This is a genomic window from Alphaproteobacteria bacterium (assembly GCA_030740435.1).
Classification (GTDB): Bacteria; Pseudomonadota; Alphaproteobacteria; order UBA2966; family UBA2966.
Genome location: JASLXG010000066.1, coordinates 23,688 through 38,534, shown reverse-complemented (window position 1 = coordinate 38,534; position 14,847 = coordinate 23,688). Strand labels below are relative to the sequence as shown.

The 14,847-nt window shown below is 64.6% G+C and carries 11 protein-coding genes; all 11 read right to left on the bottom strand.

The window, feature by feature from the left end; genetic code table 11:
• Positions 1–489 precede the first annotated feature (489 nt).
• Positions 490–858: a cytochrome c gene (locus tag QGG75_07560; GenBank protein MDP6067093.1), complete on the bottom strand. Its 369-nt coding sequence runs from the start codon at positions 856–858 to the stop codon at positions 490–492.
• A 20-nt stretch (positions 859–878) separates the two neighbouring features.
• Positions 879–1,541 carry a cytochrome c gene (locus QGG75_07555; protein MDP6067092.1) on the bottom strand — a complete coding sequence of 221 codons (663 nt, stop codon included), beginning with the start codon at positions 1,539–1,541 and terminating at the stop codon, positions 879–881.
• A gap of 54 nt (positions 1,542–1,595) precedes the next feature.
• Positions 1,596–3,215 (bottom strand): ethylbenzene dehydrogenase-related protein, encoded by a 1,620-nt coding sequence (locus QGG75_07550; GenBank protein ID MDP6067091.1) that lies wholly within the window; start codon positions 3,213–3,215, stop codon positions 1,596–1,598.
• Positions 3,215–4,180, bottom strand: a complete 966-nt coding sequence (locus QGG75_07545) for a cytochrome c (protein MDP6067090.1) — start codon at positions 4,178–4,180, stop codon at positions 3,215–3,217. The genes QGG75_07550 and QGG75_07545 overlap by 1 nt, the downstream gene beginning before the upstream one ends.
• A 6-nt stretch (positions 4,181–4,186) precedes the next feature.
• Positions 4,187–5,164 carry a c-type cytochrome gene (locus tag QGG75_07540; GenBank protein MDP6067089.1) on the bottom strand — a complete coding sequence of 326 codons (978 nt, stop codon included), beginning with the start codon at positions 5,162–5,164 and terminating at the stop codon, positions 4,187–4,189.
• Between the two features lie 4 nt (positions 5,165–5,168).
• Positions 5,169–7,283, bottom strand: a complete 2,115-nt coding sequence (locus QGG75_07535; GenBank protein MDP6067088.1) for a cytochrome ubiquinol oxidase subunit I — start codon at positions 7,281–7,283, stop codon at positions 5,169–5,171.
• Between the two features lie 31 nt (positions 7,284–7,314).
• Complete coding sequence (locus tag QGG75_07530) at positions 7,315–8,052, bottom strand: carboxypeptidase-like regulatory domain-containing protein (GenBank protein MDP6067087.1); 738 nt, start codon at positions 8,050–8,052, stop codon at positions 7,315–7,317.
• Between the two features lie 77 nt (positions 8,053–8,129).
• Positions 8,130–10,271, bottom strand: a complete 2,142-nt coding sequence (locus QGG75_07525; protein ID MDP6067086.1) for a HEAT repeat domain-containing protein — start codon at positions 10,269–10,271, stop codon at positions 8,130–8,132.
• 140 nt (positions 10,272–10,411) lie between these two features.
• Entirely contained in the window at positions 10,412–13,084 is a 2,673-nt protein-coding gene (locus QGG75_07520; GenBank protein MDP6067085.1) for an arsenate reductase (azurin) large subunit, read from the bottom strand.
• Between the two features lie 13 nt (positions 13,085–13,097).
• Entirely contained in the window at positions 13,098–13,640 is a 543-nt protein-coding gene (locus QGG75_07515) for an arsenate reductase (azurin) small subunit (protein MDP6067084.1), read from the bottom strand.
• 62 nt (positions 13,641–13,702) lie between these two features.
• Complete coding sequence (locus QGG75_07510; GenBank protein ID MDP6067083.1) at positions 13,703–14,842, bottom strand: cytochrome c peroxidase; 1,140 nt, start codon at positions 14,840–14,842, stop codon at positions 13,703–13,705.
• Between the last annotated feature and the right edge of the window lie 5 nt (positions 14,843–14,847).

Genomic DNA, 14,847 nt, shown 5'->3' with positions numbered 1-14,847 from the left:
AACGCCGCCACAAAGGGCACCACGTAGTCCTTCATGAGCAATCCCTCGGATTATTCATTTGTGCCCCCCTGCAGGCTGCCTTGACTCTAGGACAGGAACCAATAGAAGAAGACCAGCATGACCACGGCAACGACCGTAAAGAGGGCCGGACCGGCCCAGGCGTTGGCTGATCCACTGCCTGTTGCACCGTTGTTTTCAGTCATCGTCATGTCCAGCCATCGTTGCGCGCCCGAAACCTAACCTGCCTCCGAAACCATATCCTTCACATAGATTAAGCAACCACAGACTGCATTACCTCAATGAAAATCCCCAAGAAACGTCTGGCCGACACCTTCATTCTCACCGGCATGCTGATCAACGCCGTGGTGATCGTGCTGATTCTGTGGTTTTTCGTTTTCTGAAGGCCGCAGTGTCCAAGACCGCGGCGGCTCCCTTCTCCCAAAATTGAAACGAAGCGGCGCCGCCTCCCCGGCGGCACCGGGCGCCTTACTAGCCTTGCTTGCCCTTGCAGCCGCAGAACTTGCGCAGGTAGCCGACCAGAGCGTCAACCTCGTCGCCCTTCAGGGTCTTGGACCAGGGCGGCATCATGGGCGACTTGGAGGCCGCCGGACCGCCATCCAGAATCACGTTCTTCATGTCGGCGTCCGAGAGCTTGTCCATCTCGGCGGCATTGGTGAAGTCGCGCGGGCTGACGGGAAAGTCCTTGGTGACGTTGGGTCCCTTGCCTTTGCCGGCGGTGCCGTGGCACTGGGCGCAATAGAAGTTGTAGACCTTCTTGGCATCGGCGGCCTGGGCCGAAGGAACGGCCAGGGCAAACGCCAGGGTGCAGAAGGCAGCGGCGGTGGTCAATCTTTTCATGGTTCTATCCTCCCGCCGGGCTACTTGAAGCTGGCCACGTGGCGGGCCAGGTTGAGCATGTCCTTGTCGCCCAGGATACCGGCGAACACGGGCATGGCCTTGATCGGCTTGAAGACGTCGGGCGTCTTGAGATAGGCCAGGATCCAGTCCGGGTTGAGGCGCTGGCCGGCCCCGACCAGGGTCGGGCCGGAACGCCCGCCGCCGACTTTCTTCTTGCGGCCGATGGAGGAGTGGCAACCGGAACAGGGCATTTTCTTGGAGAAAATCAGGCGCCCCTTGGCGTTCCTCTTGGCCTTGACCTTGCCCGCCTTGACAGCGTCCGAGGTCAGGCTCATGAGGAAAGCGGCGACGTTCTTGGCATCGCCGCCCGAAAGCTTGGGATGGTCGCCGGGGTTCTCTTGTTCGAGCGTGTTGTACTTCAGCGGCCGGATGGCATCGGGTTTTTGCAGCCAGGCCTCGAGCCAGGGCGCCTGGAACTTGGAACCGGCGTACCACAGCTCAGGCCCCTTCTTGGCCAACTGATCGTCGATCGACTTCTCCCTGGCCGGCCCTTCGGTGTAATGGCAGCCCTCGCATTTCTGGGCCGCGAAGGCGGCCTTGCCGGCCGCCGCATCAGCCCGGGCCGGACCACTTGCGGCCAGGCTCAGCGCCAGCGCCAAAGATGAGGCAAAAATTATTCTCATACTCGCTCTCCCAAACTTCTCTCCCCATACGGATGGACCGCACTCTAGCGCGTCCTAGGCGTCTTCCGCTTCAGCTTTTCTCATCAACCAGAAACCCAGACCGCCCGTGATCAAGATCGCCAGGATGGTATAGAGGTAAACGCTGATCGGCGTCGGCGCTTCGAGGAAGACGTAATACCAACTAGAGAGGCTCATGATCAAACCGTGTTCGCCGTTGGAGCCGTCCCAGGCATTGAGCGACAGCGGAATGAAGCGGCCGGCCTCGAACTGGACGTCGTTCTTGTCCTCGGTGCGCAAGGGCCGTTTCATCACCAGTTGCCAGCGCCCCTGGTCCCAGGCGGCCTTGGCGGCGACCTGCTGCTGCTCCTCGGGCTGCGGCCTCAGGCCTTGGCGCCAACCCCGGCCGACGGCTTCCTCGACAGCGCCCTCATCGGCTTTCCAAAGCCAGAGATGCACCGGATCCGAGGCCGAGCCGCGCAGGAAGTGCGGCCGCCTGGTGCCCTCGGTGGGCTTCACGGGAAACTGCAGCGCCACGGCGTCGCGATAGGTCTCCAGCTTGCGCACCGCCAACTCGTTGACGTCGACGTATGAACTGTAGATGCCGCTGGCGCTGATCTCCTTGACGTCGAGTTCCTGCCCGGCGTCGTGCTTGGTGTCCTTGAAGGGGTCGTCCCAAGTCAGCCGGAAAGCGATTTCGTTGTCATTGAAGACGGCCCTCAGCGTCACCATCTCGACCGACGGGCTTTGCCAGCGCGGCGGCGCCACGGCCTGCCCGGTAAGAATCACGTCCATGGGCTCGGCTTGCTTCCAGCGCGGATCATCCGGGCTCTCGGGCAGCTCGCCCTCCAGGCGCAGCGCCTTCAGCACCTGGTGGCTGGTGCGCTGGATCTGCAAAGACTTGATGAAGTTGGCCAGCTGCCAGCGTTCGCTCTCGCTCAGGGCCTTGACGAAAGACGGCATGGGCGTGCCGCTGATGCCGGTCGAGAAACGCATGTAGATGTCCTCGACGCGGTCGCCGGCCTTGATCTTCCAGGGATGGGTGACGTTGCGGATGCGGATGGGAAAGCCCCAGTCGTCCTTGCGGTCGAAGGATTTTTGGCCGTCGCCGCGGCCCGACTTGCCGTGGCATTCCCAGCACTTGGCCTTGAGAAAGATTTCTTTGCCTTTGGCCACGATTTCGGCGCCATAGGCCGGGCGGTCCTTGGGCAGCGCCACCACCTTGCCGGTCTTGACCGGGTCCAGTTCCTCATCGTCGAACTCCTGGGCGAAGGTCTGGATGTAGGCGATCACGGCCCAGCGCTGGTGCTCGCTGAGGCCGTTCTTGATGCGCTCGTCGTCGAAGGCCTGCATGGCGGTGCCGCTGAGGCCGCGGCTGACGGTGCGGAAGATGTCTGAATCTTGCGGCAGCTCGCCCGACTGGGTGGTGCGGAACTTGAAGGTGCCCAGCGTGAAGTCGCGCGGCCGGGGGTCCATGAAGGGCGCCGCCGGTCCCTCGCCGTCGCCCAGCAGGCCGTGGCAGAAGCTGCAGCGCTGGAAGTAGATCTGCCGGCCTTCAGCCCGCAGCTCGTCCGTGAACTCGGGCTGGGGATCCTGCGAGACGTCGGCGGCCTCGGCCGGCGAGACCGCGAAAGCGAGAAGGCCCAAGCCCAGCGCCATGGTGATGCGCGAAACCATCAATGGCTCTCCGGGATGCGCGGCGTCTTCTGGGCCAGGTCGTATTCGGCCAGGATGATCTTCCAGCGCTCGGCCTCGGTCAGGCTGACCTTCCACTCGGGCATGGCCGAATCCCAGGGTGTGGCCTCGGTGGGCAGGCCGGGGCCGCCGTTGCTCACGCGCCAGAAGGTGTAGCCCTCGACGATGGTCTCGATGGTGCCGTTGTCGGTGAAGTTGATCGGCCTGAGCTTGAAGCCGTCGGCCAGCGGGCCGTCGCCGGCGACGCTGTCGCCGTGGCAGGGCCGGCAGTTCATGGCATATAGGGCGCGCCCCTCGAAGAGGTTCTTCTCCACCAGCGCCGCCTTGGCCACGGCCGGCTCGACCTCGCCCTCTTCGAGCTGGGCGAGAAAGGCACGCCAGGGCTTGGTGGGGATGAAATCGTAGGGGTTGTCTGGATCGATCTCTTCGCGCCAGGCCTCGATGTCGCCCTGGACTTGGGCGATGAACTCGATCTCCTCGTCCTTGGCCTGCTCGATGAAGGCCGCGACCGTGGCTTCATCGGGATTGGCGAAGGGATTGTTCATGCTCTCGAACTTCTTGGGGAAGTTCGACGAGGGGTGCTGGATGCGCAGCGTCGAGGGCAGCTCGACCTTGGGCACGGTCACGTCGTAAACCTGCCAGCCGACGATCAACGGCACCGCCAGCAGCACCACGAGGCGCGGGATGGCGCCGAATTCGCCGCGCAGCAGACGCTTGATGGGGCGGCTGAATTCTTCCAGGTAGTCGTCCGAAAAGGTGATGAAGAGAAACAGCGCCACCAGCGTCAGCACGATGTAGATGAACATCAAGGTGCCCGGCACCGAAAGCGGGAAGGGCAGCGCCGTGATTTCCCGCGAGAGCGCCGGAATGCCCCATTTGACGAAGGCATAGACCGCCACAATGGTGATCACGACCCACCAGAAGCGACTGATTCTGAGCTTTGCCATGGTGCCTTACTCGCCCTTTTGCAACAGCAGGAACGAGAGGACGTCCTGATAGTCCTTGACCGTCAGGGCCTCGATCAGGTCTTCGGGCATGATCGATTTGCCCTTGTCTTCCTTGAGCTCCTTGATCTCGGCCTTGGCCAGCGTCTCGACGTCGCCGTTGGCCTTGGTGATGTCGACCTCGCCGCCCTCGTCACGGCTTTTCAGGCCAACGTGCTTGCGGCCGTCCTTCATCACCGCTTGATACGTCTCGAAACCCTTGGTGATCTCCTTGGCCGGCCTGAGGATGGCATCGGCCAGGAACTTGAGGCCCTTCTTGCCGACGCCCGAAAGCGCCGGACCCGGCAGCTCCTCGTCTTCACCACCGAGGTCATGGCATTCGGCGCAGTTGTCCTCGAAGACCACCTCGCCGGCACCGGGATCGCCACCACCGGCGGCCGAGGCCGCATTGATGCGGGCGAAGAACTTCTGGCTGATCGGGCTTGGCTTGTTCAGCGCCTCCATGTCGACGTCGCCGCCCTGGCTCTGCAAGTAGGCGATCACGGCCTTGATCTCGGTAAGATTGAGCGAGATCGGCGGCGCGTAGACGATGGCCATCTCGTTCTTGTAGCCCTCGACGACGTAGGCCCCAGGCTCGGCCAGGCTTTCCACCAGGTAATCGGTGGTCGTGTAGGTCTGGCCGGTCTTGGCGCTGCGTTCCTTGGCCCGCTCCGCCGCTCGGGCGCCGATGGGCAGCGCGAACTTGTCGCCGAATTGGCCCAGGTTGGGGCAGCGCACGGCGCTCCCTTGGCCGCCCAGGCTGTGGCAGGTGAAGCAGCGCCCCTTGCCCCAGAAGATGGCCTCGCCGCCCTCGGGGCTGACCTCGACGGCGCCGCCCTTGGGCCGCTTGTCGCCGCCGGTCATGGCCGTGATGGTGCTGCCGACCCACAGGAAAAGGCCCAGCAGCAGAAACATGAACAGCGCAACCCTGGCCATGGTGGCGGTCATGCGGCTAGTCCTTCTTGGCAGCGATGCTGCCCAGCCAGAACATGAAGGCGACGCCCACCATGAAGACCAGCACGGCCAGGCTGACCATCTCGGTCATGGTGGCGTTGGTCGGCGTGTAGGACCATTCCGAGGTGTCGCGCATGACCCCGAAGATGTGCCAGTCGCCGCGCAAACCTGAGCGGATGAAGCCCATCAGGCCCATGTTCATGGTGATGACGAAGGTCAGCGCCAGCAGCGCGTACTGGCTGCGGTTGGTCATCTTGCCCCACTGCAGGGGGCCGATCTCCTGAGCGCCCTTGAACAGGAATAGGTCGATGGCGGAGACCAGAATGAGGGCACTGATGAGCTGCAGGAACTGGGCCACGGCAACGTCGCGCAGGAAGGGCGAGGCCTTCTCCATGACCACGAAGCCGTAGACGCCGAGGAACAGCACGACGCTGAAGACGGTGTAGGCGAGATAGAGCGCCTGGGCCCACTTGCCGCGGTCCGTGAGCGCCAGGCCGACGGCCACCACCACCATGGCGCATTCGCCGATCAAGAGCCAACCGACGGTGCGGAAGTACTGCGCCGTGTCGGCCGGCAGGTCGAGCTCGGCCGGGCTCATGGTCATCAGCGACCAGGCGAATTGGCCAACGATCAAGAGCGCCGCCGCGCCGGCCAGGCCGATGACGATCATCGGCGTCCGCCCCTGGGCCCGGATCGACACGGCATCGGCCTTGTTGCCGCGGCGATACAAAAGAAAGCTGACGAAGGTCGAGATGATGATCAGGTTGACCACCGCGTTCTTGGCCGGCATCAGGCCCAGGAACTTGAGCGTCGGGTGGTATTGGCTGCCGCCCATATCGCCCACCTCCGAGCCCGTCAGCGGCAGGTTGTGCGGCGTCAGCCAGATGGCGAAGGAGACGATCAGGGCAAAGAGGATGAACTTGATGAACTTGTAATAGCGCTCGGACCCCGGGATGCGGGTCATGCCGGACCAGAGGTAATAGTTCGAGATCAAGAACAGCGAGCCCACCAGCACGGCCTGGATGATGAAGGTCCAGGAGAAATCGCCGCCCATCATGTTGTTGCCCATGACGGCCGAGGTCGAATAGACCTCGCGGCCCAGGTAGTAGCCGGCGAAGGGCAGCGGGATCAGGGCGGCGATGGCGACGAAATTGGCGATGTAGCCCATCCAGTCGTAGTGCGCCTTTTCCTCGGCCGTTTTGGCGCCGATGAACTTGACGGCGGCATACGATCCCGCCACCAGGCCGCCGAAGGCGAGATTGCCCAGCATGCGGTGGATAGCCACCGGCGTGGCCAGCACGTTCTCGAAGACCTGCCAGGTGCTGCCGATGATCTCGCCGGCCTCGCTGACGCCGGCCGGGCTCATCATGAAGCCGGCCATCGAGTTGGCCGCCTGCATGATGCCGGTGCCGGCCAGGTTGAGCAGGATGCCGATCAGGATGTGGCCCGACTTGCCGTCTTTCAGCAGATATATCCCGGCCCCCAGCGGCAGCACGTACAAGAGCGCCATGAAGGCCCGGGTATCGCCCCGCATCTCGGGTCCGATAAGACCGAACAGGAAAAGCAGGCCAAGGCCTGCGATGACCACGCCGGCCGTCTTGAAGAGCAGTTGCAGGGTTTTTCCGAAAGGCTCCCGCCCCTGCATCGCCTTCCAGCCGTAGTAGTAGAGATAGAGGCAGAAGGTCTCGGCAAAAAACAGGATGGCGTAGACGAAAAAGACGTCCTTGAAGGCTCCGGCCATGAAGCCCATGAAGGTCGGGTAAAGCGTAAACAGCGCGAAGGCCAGCATGCCGCCGAGTGCCGCCGTGGTGGCATAGGCGACGCTGAGCAGGCTGGTGAATTCGTAGGCCAGCTTGTCGAAGCGTTCGTCGCCGTTCTTCCAGCCGACGATTTCGATGATCACGGCGAACAGCGGCACGCCGAGCACGAAGGCGCCGAAGAAAAGGTGCATCTGGGCCAGGAACCAAACGACTTTGCGCGAATCGAGGCCCAGGACCTGGCGGTATTCGTTGGCCTCCAGGGCCCAGGCCGGCGAGGCAGCCAGAACGGCCAGGGTCAGCGCCGCCAGCGCCAGCAGCGCCTGCCTGCTTCGCCCCTGCCCCGCCTTCGTCACGGTCCTCTCCGCTCGCACCCGTCCGGCGCCGCTACTTGGCCTTGAAAGCGAAATTGGCTTCCGCCTTGGCTCCGGCCGCCACCGTGATCTTGGTCTTCTTGAGGCCGAGCCGGGGATGCCAGGCACGCACCGAATACTTGCCTGGCGGCACGTCGCCAAGGCTGAACGAGCCGTCGTCCGCGACCACCACGGCATAGGGGTGTTTGGGTGCCATCATGTAGCCGAACATGAAGTTGTGGGCCTCGCAGTTGATGCCGATGAAGGCTGAGCGCCTGGGCTTCAGCGCCTGTTCGATATCGCCGGGCTCGGGCTGGCCGAAGTTGAACATGGTGCGCTTGACCGACTTCTTCTTGCCCACGCCGATGATCTCGCGCGTGTTGATGTTATGCAGCGCCCCCGGGTCCGAGTGGCGGATGGTGATGGGGCCGGGCTGCACCACCTGGGCCCAGGGATTGAAGCGGCAACCCTTCTGGTCGATGATGTACTTGCCGCCGGTCGGGGCGCCCCACTTCTTGCCCTCTTTTATTTTGTTGATGAAGACGAAGCTGCCGCGCAGCGCGCCGTCCTTGACGTCGATCCAGACCACTTCGCGTTCACCCTCGCCGCAGATCTTGGGATCCTTGGTGATCAGGATCTTCTCCACCGCGTCGGCCGGGAGCGCGCCTTCGAAGCTCACACGCCCGCTGATGGTGGCGCCGTTCTGGACGTCGATTTCCTTGTACTTCTTAGCCGCCTGGGCGGGTGCCGCCAAGGCCACCGCGACCGCCACGGCAATCGCCAAAGAGCCTAATTTCGTCTGCGCTTTCATTGTCATCCTCTCCTCATTGGCATCGTTCGTTTGCCTCCCTATCCACCCGCCACGGAAGCATTGATTTCCTCCAGCATCTCGATGGCCACCTGCCAGACCGGCTCGCGGCTTTCGTCTTCGAGCACCTGCAACAGCCGGGCATTGGCGGCCGGGGCGTCGAGGCGGCGCAGCAGCCGCCCGGCCTCGCGGCGCTGGGCGCCGCCGAAGGCAAAGGCGAAATCCATCAGCAGGGCCAGGGCGTCCTCGCGGCCCGAGGCGCAAAGCGCCTCCGCCACGGCCAGGCGCACGCCGGGCTCGTTGTCGTGCAAAAGGGCGTCGACGGCACCGTCGACGGGGCCCAGCCGGGCCAGGGCGGAGACCGCCTCGCGGCGCACGAAACCGTCCTCGTCCTCGAGTCCGGCCCGCAGCAAGGGCTCAGCCAGCGCCAGCGGAGCCAGGCCCAGGCTGCGCACGGCGGCCAGCTTGAGATCGCGCTCACGATCCTGGCTGAGCGCCGCCAGGGCCTCGAATGCCCCCTCGGGCAGCTCGCCCAGCACCTCACCGATGCGGCCCAACGATCGCGCCGCCTCGATGCGCAACTCGCGGTCGGCGGCCGGCAGAGCTTGCGTCAGCGCCAACGCCACTTCGTCACGGGCGATATCGCCGAGCAGGTTGGCGGCAAAGCGCGGCACGTCCTGGTGGGTCGCCACATCGGGCACCAGCGGCACCCGCTTCTTGCCGCCGGCCTGCCGGGCCTCGCGGGCCAAGCCGAGGAATTCCAAATCATCGGGACCCAGTTCGGCACCACCGCGGACCTCGCCATGGGCTTCCAGCAGCGGCGATTCGGGGCCCAGGATGGCCGCCAGCGTCGATTCCGGGAAGGCTGATTCGTCGGGCTCGGGCTCGGGCTCTGGTTCCGGCTCGGGTTCGGCCTCTGGTTCCGGCTCGGGCTCAGCCACCATCTCGCCGCGCAAGGCCGCCAGCAGGCTCTCGCCGGCGGCGTTGGGCCAGCTCTCGGCCTTGGCGACGCCGGCCAGCGCCGTCATGGCTTCGAGGCGGATCTGGCGTTCGTCATCGGCCAATTGCCCGCTCAGCGCGGGCACCGCCGCCAGGCCCAGACGGCCAAGGCCACGCAACGCGCCCAGCCGCACTTCCGGTCCACGGGACCGGTCCGCCAGCAGCGCCGCCAAGTCATCGAGCGCCGCCTGTCCGAAGTGCGCCGCCAGGGCCTGGGCCGCGGCCGCCGGCACCTGGTCCGGCGTCGCCGCCAAGTTACGGTGCAAGAGATCTGCCAGGCCTTCGTCGTCGGGAGTGGCCGGGGCTGCCGCCAGGGCGGCGAAAGCAGCCGTTCGCACGGCGGCCGAGCGGTCCTCGAAAAGCGGCCTCAGGCCGGCCGGGTGGTGCTCCCCCCAGCGCACGGCCGCGATGGCGCGCAGCCCGGGATCGGCATCGCCGAGCAAAGCCTCGAGCCGGGGATCGGCGGCCGCCTTGGCGGCCAGCACCTCGGCCACGGCCAGGCGCACGGCCGGCTCGGGATCGCCGAGCGCGCGCTCCACCGCCGCCTCGGCCACCTCGCCGCCGGCCGTAGCCATGACCGCCGCGGCGCGCCGGCGCAGGCGCTGGTCGCCGCCCTCGGCATAGATCGAGAGCGCAGTCAGTCCCTCGTCGCCCAGGCGCGCCAGGGCCTTGAAGGCGGTCTCGGTGATGTCCTGGGCGTATTCGTCATCGAGGGCGGCGACGATATCGGGCACCGCCTCGGTGCCGCCCATTTCGGCCAGGGCCTCGATGGCGGCCACCTGCAAGTCCACCCAATCGTCCCAGTCCTGGTCGAAAAAGGCCTCTTCGTCCCAGGCGATCTCCTCGTCACGGCCAGCCGCCAGGCGGCGCAGCCAAGGCACGACGTCGGAATTCCTTGAGCCCGCCAGGGCCCGGATGGCGGCCGCCTTGACGTCGGCGCAGGGATCGCCGAGCAAATTTTCCAGAAGCTGCTTGTCGGCCGCCGCAGCGCCGAGACGGGCCAGCGCCCCGGCGGCGTCCGTGCGCACGTCCTCGTCCTCGTCCAGCAAGGCCGCCACCAGTGGCTCGACGGCAGCCTCGGATCCCATTACCCCCAGGGCCCGGGCGGCGGCGCAGCGCACCACGTCGGGTCCTTGGCCCAGGAGGCCGGCCAGGGCGGCCACGACGTTGGCCTTCAGGGCCACGACGTCAGCCGTTCCATTGTGCTGGAGCGCAAGCGGGTCATGCTGGTTCATCACTTATCGCACTCTAATCCCAAAGGAACATAAAGATCGGGCGGGCTTGACCCAGAAAAAATCCCGGCCAAGCCCGCCCGCAAGTCGACTCACACGATATCGCGCGGCGCGAACGACATCGAGCGGAAGGAACGCTTGTAGGGGGATTCGCCGATCTTCTTCACCTTGGCGACGCCCATTTTGTAATTATAATTGCCGCTGATCCAATCGACGATGCGGCCCTCCAGCGCGTTGGCCGGCTGGGCCGGGTGCAGGAAGTCCATATAGAGGACGCCCTTCTTGATGTGGCGCGTCACCATGGCCACACCGGTCACCGCCGCCCGGGTCAATTCGACGTTGCCCTTGGCCATCTGGCCGGCGAAGGAATAATCCGAGCCTTCGACACCGAGCACGGTTTCCTTCAGGCTGGGCACCCGGTCGGAGTAGACCATCACCATATCTCCCGATTCGATGCCGCGGGCCTTGGCATCCTCGGGGCTCATCTCGACATAGTTCTCGGGCCAGCGCTGCACGATGTAGGGCCGGCGCCGGTCGTCGAAACCCGACTGCCAGCGTTCGTTGGTGCGGCCCGAGGTGCACCACATTTCCTCGCCCTTGGGCTTCAGCCAGTTCCAGTAGTCGGAAAACAGCGACCAGCGCGATTTCTGCAGGTTGCACTTGCCGGTCTGGCTGTTGAAGTGGGTCAACTTCTTGTTGAAGACGTTGGCCCCGGCCGGACCCGTACCGGGCAGTTTGGCGGTGGTGTCATGCAAGCGCTTCCAGCCCATCAGCGAGCCGTCGTCGTTCATGAACACCGGGCCCTGGATGCCGTTGGTGCCGAATTCGGCCATCTTCCGGTGCAGCGTCTTGCCCTCGCGCTTGGCTGCCACCTTGACCATGTGAAAGTCCTTGCGGCTGCCGCGAGAGAAGCGCGAGGCCTCTTCGGCGACGTCGTTGGAGTTCTTCCAATCGAAGCCGTCGTAGCCCATGCGCTTGGCCAGGTTGGCGATGATCCACCAGTCGGGTTTGGCCTCGCCGGGGGCGTCGTAGAACTTCTGGTAGAGCCTGAGCCGGCGTTCGCCGTTGGCCCGCATGAAGTTGTCCTCGCCCCAGGTGGCGGCCGGGAAGATGATGTCGGCATAACGGTTGCCGATGGGATCGACCAGATAGATTTCCTGGTTGATCACCACCATGCCGCCCGAATCGGCCCGTTTCTTGAGACTCTCGATGATGTCCCTCTTGTCGTAGGAACGCACCTGATGCGGGTTGGCCAGCGTCAGTTCGTGGAAGCGCTTGGCCAGTTGCTGCGAGCCGCACATGGACTGGATCCAGGTGGTGCCGATGACGTGGGCCATGTGTGTATGGCCGGCCATGGTCCAGGTATCGGTATCCAGGGCCCGACGGCGCCGGCCCGGCACCTTCATGGGCGACTTGTTGCGCGGATATTTGCCGCCACGCTGGCCGCCACGCTGATGGCCGCCGGCCCGGCCGATGACCTGGCCCGGCCGGCCGCCGGCCCCGACGATAATGCCGAGCGCCGAGATGGCCTCGGTGCTGCCGGTGTTGTTGGACCAGTAAAGGCCCTTCTCGATCATGATCGAGGACTTGGGCCGCTTGCCGTTCTTGGGCTTGGCCAGCCACTCGGCGGCGGTCAGGATCTTCTTGGCGGCGACGCCCGAGACGGCGGAAGCGTTTTCGACCTTGAACTCATCGCGGCTCAAGAGCCACTTCTTCCAGTCGGCGAAACCCTTGGTCTGGAACTTGCCCCAGGTGGTGCGCCACTGCCAGGGCGTGTTGCGCGTGCCCTGGCCGAAGCCCGAGGAGGATTCCCATTTGTTGTTGACCCACTTCTTGATCCACTCCGAATCCTCCCAGCCGTTCTCGACGATGGTGCGGGCGATGGCGTTGATGACCAGGAGGTCGGTGCCCGGGGTTACGTCGAGCCAGAGGCCGCCGTTCTTCTCGCCATAGGCAACGCCGGCGGTGCGGCGGGGCAGCATGAAGATGGCCTTCTGACCGTTCTGGATGCCCTTCATGATCCACTGGGTGAAGAGGATGGTCTTGGTCTCGTAGGGATCGGTGCCGCACATGAACAATGTTTCGGCGTTCATCCAGTCTTCGTAGGCCGGCCCGAAGTTGTCGAAGCCGGCGTCGCGAAAGCCCGGTGTCGACGACACGTCCGAGGGCGTATCATGGAAGGTGAAGTTGGCCGTGCGGATGTGGCGGAGCGCGAACTTGGTGATGGCGTAGGTGTTCTCGATGTACTGGTAGGAATACGTCTTGACGCCATAGGCGTTGTCGCCGTGCTTGGCGATGACATGGCGCCCCACCTCGGCCGCCACGTCGAGGGCGAAATCCCAGGTCACCGGCTGCAAGATGCCGTAGATGCGCATAAAGGGTGATTTCAGACGGTCGCGCGTCGGCGTCTGGGGATTGTAGACCTTTTGCGCGATGCAGCCGCCACGCAGGCTCGAATCACCATCCGTGTTGACGTGCTTGGTGGCCTTGTCGGGGATGATCACGATGTGGTGGGGCTGGTTCTTGTGCAGCACGATGTTGTGCTGGTTGGGAGCCACCCACTCGCCCAGCGCGGAGACCGGGAAGTCGACGCCGAAAGCGTTCTGGCCGGCCTTGGGGCCACCCTTGTTGTTGCCGGCCACCGGCCAGCGGTAGACCTTGAAGCCGCAGGCCACGATGCAGTAGTCGCAGGCGGTGGTGATGACGTCCGCGTCCTTGGGCGGCAGCGGAACGTTGGTTTCCGGAATGTAATAGGGTGTTGTCATCGTTCCTGGCTCCCTAACCCAACAGATTGTCGTAGCGGCCGAAGATCAGCCCGAAGACGCCCACGGCAAAAACATCGTCGCCCTTCAACTCCAGCAGCACCTGGGGCAGGCTCTGGTAGGCCTGGCCCGAGATCAAAATGCCGTGGCGCGTCAGGTCATAGGTCGAAAGGTGCAGCGGGCAGGCGCCCAGCGACTTGGTGTCGCCCTTGTAGGTGCCGCTCAAAGTCCCGCCCTGATGGGTGCAGGCATAGTTGAAGGCCACCACGTCGCGGCCCGGACCGACGCCGCCGCCGGCTTCCGTGCCCAACTTGACCACCATCGATTCCGAGAAGGCTCCCTGGTCAGGGTATTTGAAATCGACCGGCTGGTCGGTCTTGAGCTGGCTCAGCTTGGCGATCTTCTGGCGCTTATAACCCGACACCACGGCCGGCGCGGCAGCCAGGCCGGGACCGGCACTGACCATCACGACGCTGGTGGCACCCGAGGTCAGCAGGAACTGGCGCCGGCTCATCAGGCACTTGCCGTGGCCTTCGTGGACCGCCCCAGAAGCCACCATGTCGTGGGCCTGGTGGGCGGAAATCACAGTTTGCGTTTCGATTTTCATGATTGCATCCCCGCTCAATTCGTCGACGCCGGCAGCGGCGCATAGGGCGGCAGCTTGGGCGACGTGATCTTGATTTCGTCGCCGCTCAGGGAATCCAGGAAGGCCACCAGGTCCTCCTGCTCCTCGTCCGAGAGGTTGAGGGGCTTGAGCAACTTGGTCTTGTTGGCCGAGAACTCGTTCTGGTCACCGCCTTCGTTGTAGAACTCGACCACTTCGCTGAGTTCGAAGAAGTTGCCGTTGTGCATGTAGGGCGCGGTGTAGGCCAGATAGCGCAGCGGTGCGGTGCGGAACTTGCCCTTATCGGCATGCTGCTTGGTGCGATAGTAAAGCCCGGCATCGTCCTTGATGGTACGATAGAGCTCTTCGGTCACGCCCTTGGCGTATTGCTCGTAACGGAAGGTGATCTGGTAGAGCCCATCCTCCTCCCAGCGCGCCGAGCGCGGGATGCCGAGGTTGTAGTACTTTTGGTCGGTGAGCAGCGGGCCGTTATGGCACTCGATGCAATTGGCCTTGCCCTGAAACAGCGCCAGGCCCCGCTTGGCTTCCTCCGAGAGCGCGTCCTTTTCGCCCCGCATGAAGCGGTCGAAAGGCGTCTGGTTGGCGATCAGGGTGCGCTCGAAAGCGGCCATGGCACGCCAGGCATTGCGCAGCAGCGGCCATTCGTCACCGAAGACCTCGCGGAAGCGTTTGCGGTACTCGGGGATGAAAGCCAGGCGCGCCGTCAGAATGTCAGCTTCGCCGTTGCCGGCCACCGCGCCCTTGGCGGCACCGGGCGCCTGGGCTTCCAGCGACTTGGCGGCACCGACCCAGAAGAGCTTGCCGAGATAGGCCGAATTCACCACCGTCTGGCTGTTGCGCCAGTGCTTGGTGCCGGGATAGCCGCGCGAGATGTCATCGGAAAAACCCCAGCCCTGGTCCGGCTCGTGGCAGGTCGAACAGGCCACCGAAGCGTCGCCCGACATGCGGGTGTCGAAGAACAGCAGCTTGCCCAGTTCGACCTTGGCCGGGGTCGAGGGATTGTCGGCCGGGGCCGGTGGCGGCGGCCCCAGGGCCGCCAGGGGCGGGTTGCTATCGGCCTGGGCCGCGCCCGCCAGGGCCAGCGCAGCCGTCGCCGTGATGGCGGCGAGGAAGGTGGTCGTTGTCTTGCCTCTCATCGCTC

What these genes read in the sequence shown, in the direction of transcription:
- QGG75_07560 (MDP6067093.1), bottom strand. Translation starts at nt 858, where the DNA reads ATGAAAAGATTGACCACCGCCGCTGCCTTCTGCACCCTGGCGTTTGCC.
- QGG75_07555 (MDP6067092.1), bottom strand. Translation starts at nt 1,541, where the DNA reads ATGAGAATAATTTTTGCCTCATCTTTGGCGCTGGCGCTGAGCCTGGCC.
- QGG75_07550 (MDP6067091.1), bottom strand. Translation starts at nt 3,215, where the DNA reads ATGGTTTCGCGCATCACCATGGCGCTGGGCTTGGGCCTTCTCGCTTTC.
- QGG75_07545 (MDP6067090.1), bottom strand. Translation starts at nt 4,180, where the DNA reads ATGGCAAAGCTCAGAATCAGTCGCTTCTGGTGGGTCGTGATCACCATT.
- QGG75_07540 (MDP6067089.1), bottom strand. Translation starts at nt 5,164, where the DNA reads ATGACCGCCACCATGGCCAGGGTTGCGCTGTTCATGTTTCTGCTGCTG.
- QGG75_07520 (MDP6067085.1), bottom strand. Translation starts at nt 13,084, where the DNA reads ATGACAACACCCTATTACATTCCGGAAACCAACGTTCCGCTGCCGCCC.
- QGG75_07515 (MDP6067084.1), bottom strand. Translation starts at nt 13,640, where the DNA reads ATGGTGGCTTCTGGGGCGGTCCACGAAGGCCACGGCAAGTGCCTGATG.
- QGG75_07510 (MDP6067083.1), bottom strand. Translation starts at nt 14,842, where the DNA reads ATGAGAGGCAAGACAACGACCACCTTCCTCGCCGCCATCACGGCGACG.